The sequence below is a fragment of the Microcoleus sp. T3_D1 genome, assembly GCF_036700405.1.
GTDB lineage: Bacteria > Cyanobacteriota > Cyanobacteriia > Cyanobacteriales > Microcoleaceae > Microcoleus.
In genome coordinates this window covers 63740-81752 of the sequence record NZ_JAUBOV010000027.1, presented here as the reverse complement: position 1 = coordinate 81752, position 18013 = coordinate 63740, and the positions used below count along the sequence as shown (strand labels likewise).

General features: G+C 44.9%; 11 protein-coding genes. 5 read left to right on the top strand and 6 right to left on the bottom strand.

Translation table 11 applies throughout. The features are described from left to right. The 3 genes from QT992_RS14620 to QT992_RS14610 form a co-directional block, all read right to left on the bottom strand. A partial coding sequence (locus tag QT992_RS14620) for a tetratricopeptide repeat protein (RefSeq protein WP_333342943.1) occupies positions 1-1223 on the bottom strand: 1223 nt, incomplete at its 3' end. A gap of 24 nt (positions 1224-1247) precedes the next feature. After that, complete coding sequence (locus tag QT992_RS14615) at positions 1248-4163, bottom strand: tetratricopeptide repeat protein (protein ID WP_333377160.1); 2916 nt, start codon at positions 4161-4163, stop codon at positions 1248-1250. A 434-nt stretch (positions 4164-4597) separates the two neighbouring features. Further along, a complete protein-coding gene (locus QT992_RS14610) occupies positions 4598-5458 on the bottom strand; it encodes a calcium-binding protein (protein WP_333377158.1) in 861 nt (286 codons plus the stop codon). A gap of 3787 nt (positions 5459-9245) precedes the next feature. Here QT992_RS14610 and QT992_RS14605 point away from each other — a divergent pair. Then, entirely contained in the window at positions 9246-9443 is a 198-nt protein-coding gene (locus QT992_RS14605; protein WP_006632170.1) for a hypothetical protein, read from the top strand. Positions 9444-10166: 723 nt separating this feature from the next. Next, positions 10167-10367, top strand: coding sequence for a hypothetical protein (locus QT992_RS14600; protein ID WP_333313709.1), 201 nt, complete (start codon positions 10167-10169; stop codon positions 10365-10367). Positions 10368-10515: 148 nt separating this feature from the next. On the opposite strand, the gene QT992_RS14595 is transcribed toward QT992_RS14600, so the two are convergent. Further along, positions 10516-11265, bottom strand: a complete 750-nt coding sequence (locus tag QT992_RS14595; protein WP_333313451.1) for a pentapeptide repeat-containing protein — start codon at positions 11263-11265, stop codon at positions 10516-10518. 54 nt (positions 11266-11319) lie between these two features. Between QT992_RS14595 and QT992_RS14590 the strand changes: the two genes are divergently transcribed. Next, on the top strand, positions 11320-11832 hold the full coding sequence (locus QT992_RS14590; protein WP_333313453.1) for a phosphoribosyltransferase family protein: 513 nt from the start codon (positions 11320-11322) through the stop codon (positions 11830-11832). A gap of 489 nt (positions 11833-12321) precedes the next feature. On the opposite strand, the gene dxr is transcribed toward QT992_RS14590, so the two are convergent. Continuing rightward, positions 12322-13512, bottom strand: coding sequence for a 1-deoxy-D-xylulose-5-phosphate reductoisomerase (dxr, locus tag QT992_RS14585; RefSeq protein WP_333291401.1), 1191 nt, complete (start codon positions 13510-13512; stop codon positions 12322-12324). A gap of 127 nt (positions 13513-13639) precedes the next feature. Here dxr and QT992_RS14580 point away from each other — a divergent pair, with 127 nt between their 5' ends. After that, positions 13640-15223, top strand: coding sequence for a DUF2079 domain-containing protein (locus QT992_RS14580; protein ID WP_333377156.1), 1584 nt, complete (start codon positions 13640-13642; stop codon positions 15221-15223). Positions 15224-15231: 8 nt separating this feature from the next. Then, on the top strand, positions 15232-16668 hold the full coding sequence (locus QT992_RS14575; protein ID WP_333377153.1) for a DUF2079 domain-containing protein: 1437 nt from the start codon (positions 15232-15234) through the stop codon (positions 16666-16668). Between the two features lie 56 nt (positions 16669-16724). On the opposite strand, the gene cas6 is transcribed toward QT992_RS14575, so the two are convergent. Next, positions 16725-17849: a CRISPR-associated endoribonuclease Cas6 gene (cas6, locus tag QT992_RS14570; protein ID WP_333377151.1), complete on the bottom strand. Its 1125-nt coding sequence runs from the start codon at positions 17847-17849 to the stop codon at positions 16725-16727. Positions 17850-18013 lie beyond the last annotated feature (164 nt).

Genomic DNA, 18013 nt, shown 5'->3' with positions numbered 1-18013 from the left:
AAATTTATATAAAACTCTGCTCCATCTAACTCAATTCCCAGCAATTTGTGGTAAATTTTCCCGCTGGCAAGTACCTCGATACCTTGACAATAAGTTGCGATTGTGCTGTCTAAACCCGACGCGCTGCGCTTCCGCAAAACATATCCCAACTTCTGATTTATTCCCGTCAAATTCGGCTCAATCTGAACCGCGTGCAGGTAAGCGCTAACAGCTTCATCCCATGATTGTTCACTGGTTAATGCCATTCCCAAATTGACATAAAACCAAGGAATATTGGGATTTATTGCAATAGCTTTGCGGTAGCAAATAATAGCTTCGGGCCACACTTGTTTTTGAGCCAAAGCGTCCCCTAAACAATTGTATCCCCAGTAGGAATTATCATTAATTTCAAGAGCCTGACGGTAACATTTAATGGCTTCATCCAACTCGCGCTTCTGCACCAAAACATTGCCCAAACCAATGTAAGCACGAGCGTAGTGGGGATTGAGTTCGATGCTTTTGCGGTAACAGGCGATCGCCCGATCTAATTCTCCTCGCTCCGCCCAAGTTTTACCCAAACTGTGGTAAGATTCAAACGAATTTGGATTGATGGCAATGGCTTGTCGGTAATTGGCGATCGCCTCATCCCACCGCTTCTGGCCAATCAGCATTTCCCCCAAATTGTGATAAGCTGTTGCCAGTTGCGGGTTTAACCCAATTGCCCGCGAATAACACTCCATAGCCCGATCGCACTTTCCCAATTCAACAAAACTATTTCCCAGAGTGACGTGCTCCTCAGCAGTGGCCCAATTTGGCTCGATATTAAAAGCTTGATACCAACAGTCTGCCGCCTCTTCTCGCTTCTCTAACTGCGTCCAAATTCTCGCCAACTGCCGATAAGCAGCAGCAAAATTAGGCGCTAGCGAAATTGCTTTTTCACAATTGGCGATCGCCTTTTCCCACTGTTTCCCCTGAGAATACAAAATGCCGAGATTAGCATAAACTTCCGGCAAATTTGGATTGCGATCGATCGCCGTTTCATACCACTGCTTAGCTTGCTCGATTTCACCTCGAACCTGCATCACCTTTCCCAGCGTCTGACACGCTGCCGCCAAATTCGGTTCAATTTTCAACGCTGACTCGCAAGCAGCAACTGCCTCATTCAACTTTCCTTCGGCTAAATAAACTTCTGCTTGCCGACTCAAATCAACCGCTGCCTTTTCCATCTTCTCAATCGAGGGCATAATTAAACTTGCTCCAGACACCAACTAACTCAAACCCACCACCTCAACCATCCTTTTCAGCGAACTCAAGTTCACTAAAATATCCTCAGTCAGCGAATTCTGATACATCAACTGTCTAATAGGATAGCATTCAAAAGCCTCGCCCGCTAAAAAGTAATGTTCCAACTGCAAATATTGACTGATTCCCCAGTAATAATGGCTGATATAGTGAGGCGACACCAACTCAATCACTTTAGTTCCCTGCCCACAAAAAATCGTATTTGTCAAGCCGCTGCCGTGGGCAGCAACTATTACCTCAGCGTGGTAAAAATGAGCAATTTGCTCTGCCAAAGACATCGACTCCGGCAAAATACAAACAAAGCCAAATTTCTCCAAAACCTCAACCACATCTTCCTCGTTCAAAACTCGTCGGTATCTTGCTTTGCTGCGGCTGATATAAATGCGTTTGGGATAGCTCGAACTAGGTATAATTCCCTTGAGAAACTCCCGCCTCAAAAAATCCATCGCCCACCCAGAAGGCCAGCCCAAATATCCCGCAAAAGACGGTACAATTAACTCTGTTGCTTGAATGTGAGGCAAGCGATCGCTCTCCAAAACTTTTTCTTCGGGAATGCCCAGAATTCTTAGACTTTCCCGCTGAAATTGGTGCTGACAACTATTCACCAAAAACCAATCAATCTCCGCCAAATCCCTACCGCTTTGCCGCAGCAATTCTATCCTCGGCAAAACATCAACCATCCAGTGAAAATAGACATTTCCCGACAAACCAGAAAGCACCGCCACCCTACCATCAATTTGCTTTAAAGCTGGAAAGGATTCTAACTGAAAAATGCTGTGTTTCCTCACATCATGCTTTTCGCATCCCGGCAAAAATCCCGGATAATCTCTCGACACATCAGCCAACAAATAATTGTCAGGAGTAATTACAGCGATCGCCTTGCAAATCAGCCAATAATTTTCCTGCGGCACAATCCAAACTCGCCCGTTGGGAATTGCAGCCACAAAAGTCTTGGGCGACTCCACAGGTAGCGGTTGCGAGTTGGACAAACGGCAAACTCCCCAACCCAAATGCACCGGATCGAACCACTTAGAAAGTCGCTGCAAACACAGCCCGCAAGTTAACCCGGCACAATCGGAATTTGCCAATTTGGAATTGGATCTCGCAAAGTGGGAATTCGGAATATTTTCTGCACTTGCTTCGGGTGCAGGTTTCCAAAATATTTCCACATAATTGTCTGAATCTAACTTAGCATTAACCAGCCAATCCCAGCTCGATAAATAAATAGCGTGAGGAGGTTTTATAGAAGTGCTATCTGGCAATATAAAGCTCTGTTTTTTCCACTTTTTCTGCTCCCCATACCCGTGCAATTGCAACTCTAAAACTTTTTGATAATAATCGAGCGCCCGTTCCCAGCGCCCCTGTTTTTCCAGCAGTTTTGCCAACTCAAAATAAACCTGCGGTAAAGCAGGTTGAATCGTCAAAGCCATGCGGTAAACTGCAATTGCTGCAATGAACCGCTTTTGCTGAGCCAAGGAATTTCCCACGCGCCAGTAAATCTCTGCATTCTGTGGTTGAATTTGCAAAGCTTTTTGATAATAAGCGGCGGCAGATTCGTGTCCGCCATACTCTGTTAAAGCATTTCCCAAATGCAAGTAAATTTCGGCTAAATAATCGCAAATTTCAGCAATTGGTAATTGGGCATTGGGCATTGGGAATTGGGCATTGGGCATTGATAATTTTTCCTGCTTCCCTCTTCCCTGTTGTGGAGAATTAATCCGTGTATCCGTGTCAAAATCCGTGTCGTGCCTTCCCTCGGACTTCTTCCCTGTTCCTTCAACATCAGACTCATTCTCGATAATTAATCCGTGTATCCGTGTCAAAATCGGTGTTGTGCCTTCCTTCTTCCTGCCCATCAATGCTGTGAGAAATCGATCGCACGCAGCGATCGCCCTTGACAATTCATCATCATCTACCGCCGCAACTCTGCGCCTGTCTCCCAAGCGGCAGTAAGCCTCAACAAAATCAGGCTTCAGAGCTATCGCCCGCTGAAAATAAGGCATGGCTTCAGCAATTTTGCCCAAAACCATCAAAGAAAACCCGGCGTCTGTATAGCCCGAAATATAGTCGGAATTAATCTCGATCGCGCGCTCGAAACAAGCAAGCGCCGCCGAATGTTCCCCCTGTAATTGCCACGCTTTCCCCAGATTGTAGTGAGCCAAAACCATGTCCGGCTCCAACTCAATAGCTGTGAGGTAAGATGCGATCGCCCTTTCCGGACTTTTGTCCAGCAAGGCTTGACCCAAATTATTGTGCAGCGTCGCCCAATCCGGCTTAATCTCCATCGCCCGCTGGTAAACTTCGATCGCCTCAGCAGCCCGATCGTCCTTTAGCAAAATCACACCCAGATTGCTGTAAGCTTCCACGTAATCCGGCGCCACGGCGATGGCCTGTCGGTAGGTATCCATTGCCGCTTCGAGCTGACTATTTTCATCTAAAACCACAGCCAGATTGTATAAAGCATCAAGATAATCCGGTTTTTGGGCGATCGCATTTCGGTAACAGTCGATCGCCCCCAACAAATTACCCTGCTTGTGAAAAATATTTCCCAAGTTATAATGAAGCTCCGCCCAGTCTGGTTTCAAATCCAGAGCTTGTCGGTAGTGAAAAACCGCCTCATCCAGCCACGCATAGTCGCTGTAAAGTTGACCCAAATAAGCATGAGCCAGAAAAAACTGCGGCGAAATCTCCAAAGCTTGCACAAAAGCGTCTCTTGCCGCCGTCGGATCGCCTTGAGCGTCGAGAATTTCGCCTAAAGTCGTGTAAGCCGAGGGCGAAAATGGTTGAAGTTCGATCGCCTTTTTGCAAAACTCGATCGCCTCAGTTAACTTCCCCCGGTTCAAATAAATTTGGGCTTGCCGGATATATTCTTCAGTGCTCATTGCTCGCGGTGCAGTTGCGGTTTCTTTACCGCTTCAGTAAAACCTAAAGATTCTAATTTAAAAACTTTGTATGTATATTTTGCCCGATCATACCAATTTAATGTGAAGTTGCACATATCTCGATCCCCCTAAATCCCCCTTAAAAAGGGGAGTAGGGGTTGACTTCAAGAAGCTTCCGGTCCCCCCCTTCTTAAGGGGGGCTAGGGGGGATCGAATTCTATGCAGCCTCATAAAAAATTGGTATCAGGCGATCGATTAATTTTATCAATAACTGTCGATCGATTTTTTTTTACTGCCCCTGCTTCAGTTCCTGCACTGAATATTTCAACCTCACCCCGCTTGTAGCAGAGTGAGGTTGAAATCCTTTAAAACTACCGGCTTTGTGAGAACAGCCCCGAATAAGATTCGGTTCCGCCCCACAACAGCCAGTTGTTTTAGAACAACTCGAAGTTGTTCGAGGTAATCGTCAGGTTAGGCTGCAACTGAGCAACAGTTAGCACTCCGTTGCTGCCGTTGAAGAACAACTTACCGCTTGTTGGGTCGTAGACCAACTTGTTCGTCGTGGCTGCTCCTGGAGTAGCTTCGTTGAAATTAGAAACGACGACAAACTCGCTTGCCTCGAACGTGTTGCCCAAACCAGCGAACACACCGCCCTGTTTCAATTTGATCTTATCTTCGCCAGGGGTAAAGTCAGTGATCGTGTCTAGGCCGAATTCGCCACCAACACCACTCGCGAAGGAGAACGTATCGCTGCCAGAACCGCCCGTAAGCACATCATCTCCTCTGTCGCCAGAGATAAAGTCATTGCCACCGCCACCATTGACAGTATCGTTGCCTTTACCGCCGTACACAGTGTCGTTGCCGTCGCCGCCGCTGACAATATCGTTGCCTTGGCCGCCAAAGACTGTATCGCTGCCACTTCCGCCAAGTACGGTGTCGTTGCCTGTGTCGCCAGAAACCAAGTCGTTGTCATCGCCGCCGTCTACGAGGTCATCCCCTTTACCAGAAAAGATCCGGTCGTCGCCGCTAGCGCCAGCTACCACATCGTTGCCGCTGCCTGACAACATATTATCGTTGCTGTCGCCGCCGCCGATAGTGTCATTTCCGCCGCCGGAAATAATCAGGTCGTTGCCACCGCCACCGGCGACGACATCAGCGCCCGCAAAAGTCAGGATAATATCGCCGCCTTCGCTGCCGTTCAACCTGTTGGCGCCGGCGATGCCGATAACGGTTGAGCCACCACCACCACCTGGTAGTGAACTTGCTGGTGTTGTTGGATTAACTAGCTGTGTCATTTACACTCCTCCTAAAAGATCAATCATTTTTCTACAATACACTTTTCCCTCCAAAGGGATTCAATAAATGAAACCGGACATCGGTTGAGACCCTAATTGACCCGGCTGCTATAAGCTGTCATGTAATTTAAATTGTCAGCAGCGAGCCTCGGAGCGCGAGTTGAATCCTGTATTCGTTGAGCAGCAAATCTCGGTTGTTTCCTGCTTTTGACTCTCGACTCCACCACTGCCTCCTCTAACACGAAAATATTCCACTTAAACGTTTGCGAGTTTACCATAATGACCGTCGGTGTGGCTAGTCATTATTAAAACAATACCCGGAAGATACACAGAGACCATTTTTAATGGGAGTATGCTCTCCAGATGGAGAAGTTGCACCGGGCCCGCGGGCACTGTCATCGCCGGAGAGTTCGATCGCCCGCAATGGGGCTGGAACTGAGCTGCGATTTCTTTTAAGTACACTGTTGTTGACTTGACTTTTGATTTTCGCCAATAGTTCCCCAGAAATCAAAATTTTTTAGGTGGCTTTGAAAGCAAGCCCTCGCACGCTGGAGGCCGCATTCAATCAAAAGTGCCTCCCAACACAGTCCCGGACGGACTTTCGAGCCTCATCACCTTGATGTTTCCCGCCAAATCAGTCACGCTCAATGTAGGATTTTGGCTAAAAAACCCCTTTTTTAAACCACACTCCGTCATTTCAACCATGAGCCGCATCCATCCGCACAATCTGACAATGTAGCGATCTTCTTTTGGTGAAGTTGGGATGAACGGTGGGCCGGTAGATTTGTGAGGGTACTGTCACTATATTTTAGATTTTAGATTTTAGATTTTAGATTTAGTCCACAGATGAATCAGGGAACTGGAACTAGGATATAAAATTTTGGGCTGCTGGCGACTCCTGCTCCAGTTATGGGTTGGCGCAATTGTAGGTATGGATAATTTACCTGTTTATAATGCCGAAGCCGTCAATTTTTTCATGGTATCTATCGGCTCCCAAGTAAAATTATTACCTCCATACTCGCCGGATTTATCTCCCATCTAGTTGTACTGGGCAAAAATCAAAGCGATTTTCCCTTGTGAAGCATATAGCAATCCTAAATGATTCAGATAAATTTGTAGGGTAGTGCCAAGAGTGCCTACCGGGAGCATCTCAGTTTTGCATTTACAGTGCGAGCGTCCCCGCTCGCGTATTGTACAATACGCGAGCGGGGACGCTCGCACTACAATAAAAAAATGCTTTTTACAAAACTGAGATGCTCCTTGCCTACCCCCTATCTATCGGGCAACCACGGCGAGTAGGGGTCGGATTGCCCCTACAATAATTATGCAAATGATTTAGGATTGCTATATCTACGTTCAAATCTTCTGGATGAAGCGATTACTAATGCTCTTACTGATGAACTGATGAAAATGCTTGGCCATCCTTTCATCACTCTGGCCTCTTTTGAGAACAAAGTTAAATAGTTAATTTTTGTGGTACATTCGATCGCTAATACCTCTGAGTGAAACTATTTACTTTTTAGCCAATAGTTTTTTACTAATTGTTGTTAACTTCGAGATGAGCGTTAACGATTAGCAAATTACCCGAAATTTGGTTCGGTCTTCATTCAGAGAAAATCTCTACTATTTATTCATAGCGGTGTGCTTCAAGTTGCGCTGGTGACGCGTTGTAATTGCTCTGGCTATCGTACCTGTAGATTTGAGCGTCACTCTCGAAAATATAATTGATGGAAGTAGCTGCATAGTAGCTCAACGCGAGCAGCGACAAGAGATTAAGAACTCTATAAATTGGTTTCTCAGATACTTCGTTCATTTGGACTCCTACTTTTTATGAAATAACGAATTTGGATACCGTGACGGCGCTTTTTTTTAGAAGTTCCCAAACATCTCGCACCTCTAAAAAATTAGCTGGCTCCTGTTATACACTCCTGATGCCCGATCGCCCAAAATAAGTCGTACTTGAGATTTGAAACAGTTTTTGTTGCCTATTTCATATTGCAGTCTCTGCCTTGAATTGTGTATCTAACTGCGGTAAGAGTTAGGCATTTTGCGCGCAAACGAACTCTACAATTTCCGGTTGAGAGCTGCTACGATTAGAACAAAGGGAGCTGGAAAAGCTTAAAGGGCAAAGAGCCTAGCTGTTTTTCCACGCCTAGGCAGGATTTTCCCACCTTCGATTAATGGTACGCAGTGGCCGGAGGTAATGAAAATTCTTAAGTTGGTCAGCCGCAGGCGAAAATATGTCTGAAGTTATATTTTTGCAAGCAACAGGCTATGTTTAATTACATATTAATTTTGAGCTTGGTTGAGGTGGCAGATAATTTTTGAGTAAAAAAATGTTGTGGTCGCTGTCCGATAATTTCGCTCTGACAGTTTTGCCTAAACAATTTTGACAATCAAGCATCCAGGATACCCGCCACGTGATTCATTCCTTCGGAGACTCAGGAGGGAGAAATAAAAAACCTGTATCCGATAAAGGAGCCCCCGAATTTATCTCGCGCAAGTCAATGCTTCAATTCTTTAATCTTTAATCTTTAATCTTTAATCTTTAATCGATTGACTGAGCCACACCATTAAATCGCGGTGTGACAGAAGAAAATTAGGCATCAGTCGATTGGAGACTTCGGCGTGAGACGTTGGCGAGGGCTGAGTCTATCTCGCTTAGTTGAACGATTTGAGAGTTGAGATTTATTCCACAGAGTCCTCGGAGAGCTTGAAGAAAAGCCTAAAATTTTGCGCTGCAGCCGACTCCTGTCGGAAACTTGTAGCCGTTTTTGGGCGGGTCAATCGATTTTAGATTTTAGATTTTAGATTAAAGAATTGAAGCATTGACTTGCGCGAGATAAATACGTTCGGCAAGTTTCATCGGATACAGGTTTTTTATTTCACCGGTCCTGAGTCTGCTTTCGGAATGAATCCGGAGGCTTGTATCCTGGATGCTTTCGTTCAAAAAGCAGAAGGCAGAATTTGATAGCGGTAAAAAAATACTGTTTTAGGATTCAGAATTTTTATTGGATTCTACCTTCTAGCTGCATTTTTTTACAATTAAACAAAGTAAATTACTCGCTGCCAGGAGCGATGCACGCCGAATAATTTAGGACGAGATAAGCGACTGTGTTGAAGCCAGTTACTTCCACAATTTATTATAATTATCGATCGCCTTGAGCTGTTTTTACAACAGACTTTGTGCTGGTAATTTGCACAAGGGATAGGGGCAGAACAACAGGCCAACACAGAGGGCCGATTATTAAGGCTATCCAAGATATCATGTCTTTTTTAGATGTCGCAGTATCATTCCAAAAACTTTTGAACCAAACAAGAAAAACGATTAAGGCAATAGAAAAGTAGCTAATCATTATCATTTTTTGACCTCCCTGTCTATAGATGGGATAGAAGTATTTATAATTATTGTATCTCAGGGTGTGGCTCGCCGATCGCAACTTTATGCCCTGAGCTGCAAGCTGCAAGTGTCTAAAACCCAAAGTTTCACAGCTATCCAAGTCCATAGCCTGCGATGTTGAGCGGACTTACTCCCGCTGCGCGGCGGTCTTGGGAACTCAAAGCCTTGCGTTCAGAGCTTTTAGAGGTTGGGTTAAACCTTGAGGCTACCACCCCAATCATAGCTTATGCGATCGAGGTCTTGGGTTTTCTGTGATTTAAATCACGTATACTCGCAGACCTCGGTCACAAATCGAGCCAATAACGATCGCACAGCTTACCCGACTGCAATCACCCTACTCTTTTCTCAAATGCTCGATATTATAATAGTCGAGTTCAACGAGATTTCATGCAAGCTCTGACTTTAAAATCCGATCGCGCGATCGCTGAACTGTTCTATCAAGTCACCCATTCAGGCAATCTGACTCGCACTGAAAGCCACGGATTGCGCGAACTCTGCCAAAGCGCTCTCAGCGAAGACGCCAGAGATGCAGTCAACCGCCTGCTGCACGCCATCCGCCGCGGATGGGTCAGGATTTCCGATTAGTCCCCTCACACAAGAAGTTGAGATGAGTATTTCTACTTTCTCTCCTGTCAAGCTTGGCCAACAATAAGATTTTCGTCAGTAGGTCGCTGCATTAACCCTCTCCAAAAAAATTGTACTGCGATCGAAAAACTCGAACCCGGTTTCTTGAAGAAGCCGGGATTTTTGATTTGAAGCAGTCAGGCGATTTTAGATTTTAGATTTTAGATGTTAGATTTTAGATGTTAGATTTTAGATTGACTTCACAGATGAATGTGGGAGCATGAACTAGAGCTTAAAATTTTGGGCCGATGGCCGCTCCTGTCGGAAACTTGTATCGGCTTTTGGGCGGGTTATTAAGTATATCCACGGAACAAAGACCACACCAAGAAACTAAGTAAATGTAGGTAAAAGCGGGTTTATAAAGACCGTAAAAGTTTTACGTAGAATTAAGCCAAGCGATTTAGGTAGCAGTCAGTAGTAATCTATTAATAGATAAATATTCCGAAATTTGTCACAGTCTCTTGACAAAAACTAGAGATTTCGGAGTTACCAAAAGCGAGGAATCGGGACGGGGTTGGTGTTTCAAGTTGCGGGGCTATCCAGCACATATCCGATCCCCAAGTCCGGCTGACACAAATCACTCATCAAGAGCCAAGCGATCACATTTACTCCCGTAGTTGAATCACATAAAAATTGGGAAAATCAGTCAATACTGTCAAGAGTTAGTTCAAAAAAAAACACATGATGACCACCCAAACGCTTGTACCTCAATTTACTATTGCAGAGCTAGTCTTTCAGGTATATCACTCCGGTCTGCTGACTCCCACTCACCGAGAACAGCTCAAGACAGCCCTGTTAAATGACTGTCTTACCGAAGAAGATCAAACAGCCATCAACCGCTTGCTCCACGCCGTTCGCCGGGGCTGGCTGAAAGTTGTAGATTAAACTGGGTTCCAAATTTTTGGCCACTACTCTTTAAATGCACTGTCACTTGAAGGCAGAATTAAATCCCCTTAAAAAAATCAGGCATTAGCCTAAATGTAGGGTGCGCCACAAGCACCCTGCTGTTTTAGCTTCTATTTTGTCAGCTTATTTAGTCATAGATTGTGCCGTCAGGCATCATGGCCTCTCTCAGATTCGCTTCATTCAAATTTGTCCCGCGCAAAGAAGCTTGATGCAAGTTCGCTCCCCGGAGATTTGCTCCCTTAAGGGAAACTCCGCTCAAATCTGCTTGATGGAGATTTGCACAGCTCAAGTTAGCTCCGCTCAAATCTGCTCCCTTCAAATCAGCTTTTTCCAGATTTGCTTCCGTCAAATTTGCCCAACTCAGATTTGCTTGAGTTAGGTTAGCACGGCTGAGGTCAGCTTGTGTTAAGTTCGCGTCGGTTAAATTTGCTTTGCTCAGGTTGATTCCGCAAAGCTTTACTTCTGTCAAGTTTGCACCTTGCAAGTTAGCGTTAACTGCATAAACTTGAATCAAAATTGCCCCCTGAAGGTTGGCATCTCTAATGTCTGCACCCCTGAGACTCGCCCCCGTTAAATCGGCCCCGCTGAAGACGACACTCCGCAAGATGGCTCCGCTCAAGTTCGCTCCCACCGCCTCGCATTCGCCAAAATTAGCGGACATGAGGTTGGCTTGGGAGAGGTTGGCTTGACTGATATCTGCTTGATACAGATTAGCTCTGTACAGGGTGAGACCGATCGAATTTGCACCCTTTAAACTAGCTTGACTCAGGTCAATATCGCGCAAATTGGTCCTTGACATATTGGCACCGCTCAGGTCTACTTTGTGAAAAACCCGTTCTCCGGCTGCATACCGTCTGAGAAGTTCCTCTGCATCCATGTCATTTCCCCCAAAATAATTAATAATACCTTTGATATTTCAATAATATTAGGCATGAGCGACCTTTACGTTTCTTGGTCTGAATACCATCGAAAAATTGAGGATTTGGCTGTAAAAATTGATAAATCTCAGTGGAAATTCGATCGAATTGTCTGTCTGGCGAGGGGAGGGCTGCGGGTTGGGGATACTCTGTCGCGGATTTTCGACAAACCTCTGGCGATTTTAGCGGCCTCGTCCTATGGTGGGGCCGAGGGAAATGTCCGGGGTGCGATCGAGTTTGCCCGCGATTTGACAATGGTGGGCGATAATTTGGGCAGCCGCATTCTCCTGATTGACGATTTGGTGGATTCGGGAATTAGTTTAGAGCAAGGTATCGCTTGGCTGAAGAGTCGCTACGGCGAGGATATTCAGGAAATTCGGACTGCTGTACTCTGGTACAAGGCTTGTTCTGTTGCCAAACCCGATTATTATGTAGATTATTTGGCTGACAATCCTTGGATTCACCAACCTTTTGAAATGTACGAAAAGATGAGTGCCGCTGATTTGGCGGCGCAAGTTGGGAGTTAGTCAATAAAAAGCTAAAACCTGGCCAAGCTTTAATATGGTTTTGCCGATATTTTGCACTTTTTGGCATAGTCAGTCAGGGGTTGAAACCCCTATCTCATAGCTAAAGTCCTCTGAAAGAGGACTGGATATTTATCAAGGTTGGGCAGTCTGTTTCAACTCTGATATTGCACCATTCTCAGCAACAGGCTTTCTGGCCTGTTCCACAAAGAGTGAATTTTCTTGTGGAACAGGCCAGAAAGCCTGTTAAGCGAGAATGGTACAACATCTCAATTTCAACTGAGATGTTGCATCATTCTCAATAAGCCTTTTTTGGGCGGGCTAGAAGCCCAACCCCTACTCCCCACAAGAAAATTAATTCTTTGTGGAACAGGCCAGAAAGCCTGTTAAGCGAGAATTGTGCAACATCTCAATTTCAAGCAACTTTAGCTATGAGACGGGGAATTAATGCACTCCTAGGGCTTGTGGGTAAGTGCAAGTCGGCTGATACAATTAGCGAACCGAAAGAATCCGATCGCCCAATTCCATACTATCTGCCAAAACTTCCTGCCGCGCCCACCTATCCGCGGCCAAAATATCGTCTAAACCAGGGCTTTCACAGTTATCGGCTTGATGTTTGTCGCACGCCTTCTCAATCAGCTTCGGAATATCCAAAAACTGAATCTTCTCCTGCAAAAATAGCGCTACCGCCTGTTCGTTTGCCGCATTCAGCACCGCAGGCATCGAACCGCCCGCACGTCCCGCCGCATAAGCCAACTGCATACAAGGATACTTTTCGTGGTCGGGTTCTCGGAAAGTTAAATCCCCAGCTTTTACCAAATCCAGCCGTTCCCAATCTGTATGAATTCGCTCCGGCCAAGACAAAGCGTAAAGCAGCGGCAAACGCATATCCGGCCAGCCCAATTGCGCCAAAACCGAGGTATCTTGCAGCTCAATTAACGAGTGAATTATGCTCTGAGGATGGATGACAATATCAATGTCGTCATAATCCATTCCGAACAAGTAATGAGCCTCAATTACTTCTAATCCTTTATTCATCAAAGTAGCAGAATCGATCGTAATTTTCTGCCCCATAGACCAATTCGGATGTTTCAAAGCATCGGCTACTGTTACTCCTGCTAATTTGTCGATCGGCAAATCTCGAAAAGAACCGCCCGAAGCAGTGAGAATAATTCGCCGCAACCCGCCAACCATAACACCTTGGAGACACTGAAAAATTGCCGAATGTTCCGAGTCTGCCGGCAATATTTTAACGCCGTATTTTTCGATTAAGGGGTTGACAACGGGGCCCCCTGCGATTAATGTTTCTTTATTGGCTAAGGCGATATCTTTACCTGCTTTGATAGCCGCAATTGTTGGCAGCAAACCGGCACAGCCAACTATGCCGGTGACGACGGCTTGAGCGTCGCCGTATTGGGCAACTTCGACAACGCCTGACTCGCCAGCAAGTAAAATAGGTTGAGGGTCGAGATCTGCGATCGCCTCCTTCAATTCCAGTAATTTATCTTCGTCGCAAACCGCGACAATCTCCGGTCTAAACTGGCGAATTTGCTGGGCCAGCAAGGTTACATTTCGTCCGGCGGTTAACCCGACAATCCGAAATTGATCGGGGTATTGAGCTACAATATCCAGAGTTTGAGTGCCGATGGAGCCTGTGGAGCCGAGAAGAGTTATTGCTTTCACAATTTTTTAAGGTTTTGTGGATTATTCTAATATTACGATTGCGGGGATAAAAATTAGTGGTTAACTATTGCGTGGAAAGCACATTCGATGGAATCATATTTTGAGTGACCACAAGGTGCCAGATTTCATGCAAAATAGGGAAAATTTTGCTGATGACCGTGAGGACATCAGTGTCTCGATCGCCGAAAATAGAGAGGAAGGTCGATCGCAGCTACCGTCGAGTTTGGTTGTGGCGATCGCTACTGCTACAGCAATTTTCTTTTTGTGTAGCAGTTTACGGCACGCTTTATTCCAATCAACTGCTTTCGATTTGGGAATTTTTGACCAAGCAATTTACTTGATCAGCCAAAACCAAACGCCTTTTTCTTCTTTAATGGGAATTCATATTTTGGGCGATCACGCAGCGGTAATCTATTATCCGCTAGCTTGGCTGTACAAAATTTACCCGGATGTGCATTGGCTGCTTTTGGTACAAGCACTTGCATTATCCCTTGGCGCTTGGCCTACCTGGAGTTTAGCGCGTTTGGCAGGTTTAAATCAAGAACAATCCCGTGCGATCGCATTGATTTATTTGCTCTATCCGGTGGTATTTAACATCAATTTATTTGATTTTCACCCGGAAGTAATCGCTTTACCCGCACTTTTGGCAGCAATTTTGGCGGCGCGTTTAAATAAAATTGTGTGGTTTTGTACTGCTATTCTGTTAGTTTTGAGTTGCAAGGCGGTTTTGTCTATAACCGTTGCTGCTATGGGTTTCTGGCTGTTATTTTGCGAAAAAAAGCAACGGTACGGGGCGATCGCACTTTTGCTCGGTGCAGCTTGGTTATTGATAGCTTCCCAGAAAATAATTCCCTTCTTTAGCGGTAGCGAAGTCGCTGGAGTCGGGCGCTACGGCTATTTAGGGAAATCGGTACTAGAAATTATCATCAATCTCATATTAAAACCACAGTTAGTATTAGGAAAGATCCTTTCCTTTGATACATTCAAATATTTATTTCTCCTCACCTTACCTGTGATTTGGCTGCTATTGCCATTTTCTAGCAAACTACGCCTACAATATTTAACAGCACTAATTCCTGCCCTCCCTACCCTGCTGATAAATATCCTCTCTGACTTGCCATTTCAACGCAGCTTAGCCTATCAGTATTCAGTGCCTGTAATTCCCTTTTTATTTTTAGCAGTTATCGCGAAGGAAGAAACAAGAAAGAGGGAAGAAATAAAAGGCAACAACGAAGAGGATAAAGCAAATAAGCAACAGTTTTTAACATGGGTAAATGTGCCACAAGTTAAAAACTTGCGAATTTCTCAACTTGGGCGGGGAATTCAATTGCCGAGAACCATGATAATTTGGTCGTTAATAATTTTCCTATTTCTGGGCGAATATAAAGATTTTTATCTGTACCTAAATAGACTAGATACCTGGCAAGCTACACGCGAAGCAGTCGCACAAGTTCAACCTCAAAGCAGTATTTTAACAGATAATAGACTTGCCCCTCACTTTGCCCACCGCCCAATAGTAAAATTGCTTTCACAAATTTCGCCCCAAACAAATTTAGCTGAATTTCAATACATATTATTAAACCTGCGCCATCCCTGGCCTGATACTGAAAAAATTGGTGATACCTTAGCAAATCAACTTAAAAAATCTCCCGATTTTCACTTAAATTATCAAAAAAACCAAGTTCTGCTATTTAAACGAATCGCTGATTAAACAATAAAATGCTAACTTTAAAGTCCCTAAAATCTCATCCAGTATTTTTAATGATTGTCGTGACAACGATAGTCTTATTTACCGCCAGCAGCGCGCGGCACGCTTTGTTTCAGTCAACTGTATTCGACTTAGCAATTTTTGACCAAGCAATTTATTTAATCTCCCAAAATCAAACGCCATTTTCCTCTTTAATGGCAATAAATATTTGGGGCGATCACGCCTCTTTTATTTTCTATCCACTAGCTTTACTTTACAAAATATATCCCGATGTTCACTGGCTTTTTTTAGTGCAAGCTGTTTCCCTAGCTTTAGGTGCTTGGCCGAGTTGGAGTTTGGCACGTCAAGCCGGATTAAATAATAGCATATCTTGGGCGATCGCCTGTATTTACCTCCTGTATCCATTAGTATTTAATGTCAATCTCTTCGACTTCCACCCAGAAGTAATTGCTTTACCAGCACTGCTAGCAGCAACCTTAGCCGCGAGGCTGAATAAAATCTTGTGGTTTTGTGCTGCTATTGTATTAGTTTTGAGCTGCAAAGCCGTGCTATCTTTAACTGTGGCTGCGATGGGTTTGTGGCTGTTGTGTTTTGACAAAAAACGCAATTGTGGACTCATAGCTCTATTTCTAGGCGCGGGTTGGTTCCTGGTAGCTACTCAGGCAGTTATACCGTATTTTAATCAGGGAAGAGAACACGCGGGAATCGCGCGGTATCAATATTTGGGAAACTCGGTTTTGGAAATTGCTATTAATTTAATACTAAAACGACATCTAGTTTTAGAGCGTTTGTTTTCTCTAGAGACTTTTGAATATTTAGCCTTATTGCTATTACCAGTAATTTGGTGGCTGTCCCCGCGTCATCTGTCATCTTTAATTAGTGCTGTGCCGATGTTGGCGATGAATATTCTTTCCGATAGGCCCGCTCAGCGGGATTTAGTTCATCAATATTCTGTGCCGATATTGCCGTTTTTGTTGGTTGCCGTAATTTCCAGTTTAGCAGCTAGCAATCAGCAAAAGGGAAAGACAATATTTGATAGATTGCCACTTCCTAATTATCCATTGCCTAGAGTCATTGTAATTTGGTCGTTGATTGCTTTCTTAGCTTTAGCGAAATACGGCTATTTTTGGACTATTTATTTAAATGGGTTCGACACTTTGCCCGCTACCAAAGAGGCAATTTCTCTTGTTGAAACCAAAGGCAGTGTTTTAACAACTGCTCAAATTGCTCCGCACTTAGCGCACCGCCCTGTACTAAAATTTACTCAGGCTAACGCGCCGCCTGCAAATCTCGCAGAATTTGATTATGTATTGCTCAACCTCAGATATCCTGGCTGGATGAGCGATCGAGAATTTGTTAAAAACCTAGTAACTCAACTAAAAAACACCCCTCAATTTCAACTAAAATATCAGCGAGACGACATATATCTATTCACTAAAAGTCATTAGTCAGCAGTCAACAGTCAACAGTCAACAGTCAACAGTCAACAGTCAACAAATTCGCCCTAATCCTCCACTTTCAAAGCCCTTCTTGCCAACTTCACGTAAGTTTTCACAGTTTCATAAGGCATTTCCAAATCAGCAGCAATATCCAACAAAGATTCCCCCAATTCCCGGCGCGCCAAAATCGTCGCCCAAGTTTCAGCAATCTCAGCAGCGCGACTTCCGCCTTTACGCTTTCTGTGCGCCATAAACTTCTGTGTCAATTCATCTATTCGCGCCGCCAATACGCTTTGTATCGACACTTCAGGTAGCGCTTCCGTCAGCCATTGCGATCGCGTTTGTCCCAATCCAAAAGTTGTTTTGTGCCCCGTGCCGCAATAAGGCGCTAACCGCCCCAAAGCATAAAATAATTGTACAAAATCAGGGCGATTGTGAGCCGATCGCCCTAGCCCAAATTCCACAGCCCCAGTGAACCCCGTTACCATGCCTTTTTTTCCCGCCGCTACCTTTTGCGACTCCAATTTGTGGCGGCTAATAATTGCATTTTCATCAATCCAATTCAAAAATTCTGCTTGGTCAAAATTTACCCCCGAAAAGTTATTCCAGCGGCGCAAATAGCTGTGAAAAACATTTTCGGGAACTGGCAAAGGGAAGTGATGGCCTTTGCTACGAAAGCTTGTAGGAGTCACAAAACTAAGTTTGATGGTTGGCGAAAATGGGGGTTCGGCTGTTAATAATTGCTGGTAAGTTGTGGGAGGAAAAGCAATATCCCAAGAGCGAATTAGCAGCGGAGCATTTCGCAAATCTATCTCTTGGGGCAAATTTTGCAGCCACTGACTTAGCCACTGCACTACTGGCTTTGAAAGTCCTGTTACGTACCAGCGATAAATGCGATCGCCCAAAAGCTGAAATTCTTTGCCGCCGGGGAGCAAATCGCCTTCCAATCCCGAAATAGTAAAGGCTTTTTCTGACTGTTCATCGTGCAAAAGTTGCGATAAATCCGGGTCAGTTTGCTGTACTTGACCTAAAAACCAAGCGTGCAAACCTATAGCATACTGCGCGTACAGATAGCTAGCAGCGGCGGGAGTCAATTCAAACACTAATCCGACTAACTCGGTGTCAGCCGGCCAAATCAGCCCAGACGGAGGAGATTGTTTGCTGTGGGTGCGGTTCGGGGAAGTTGCCATCAGATGCCGTGCCTATAGCCGTCACAGAAAGAGCGCCGTGCTATCTTATCCGATTTTTATCCCCTTTGGGGGATGATTGTTGAGGGCGATCGATCGCCCAAATCTTTTGGCTGCTTCAAAAACCGGGTCTGCAGCCAGTTTCCCGCACCCTCCGGGATAGACAA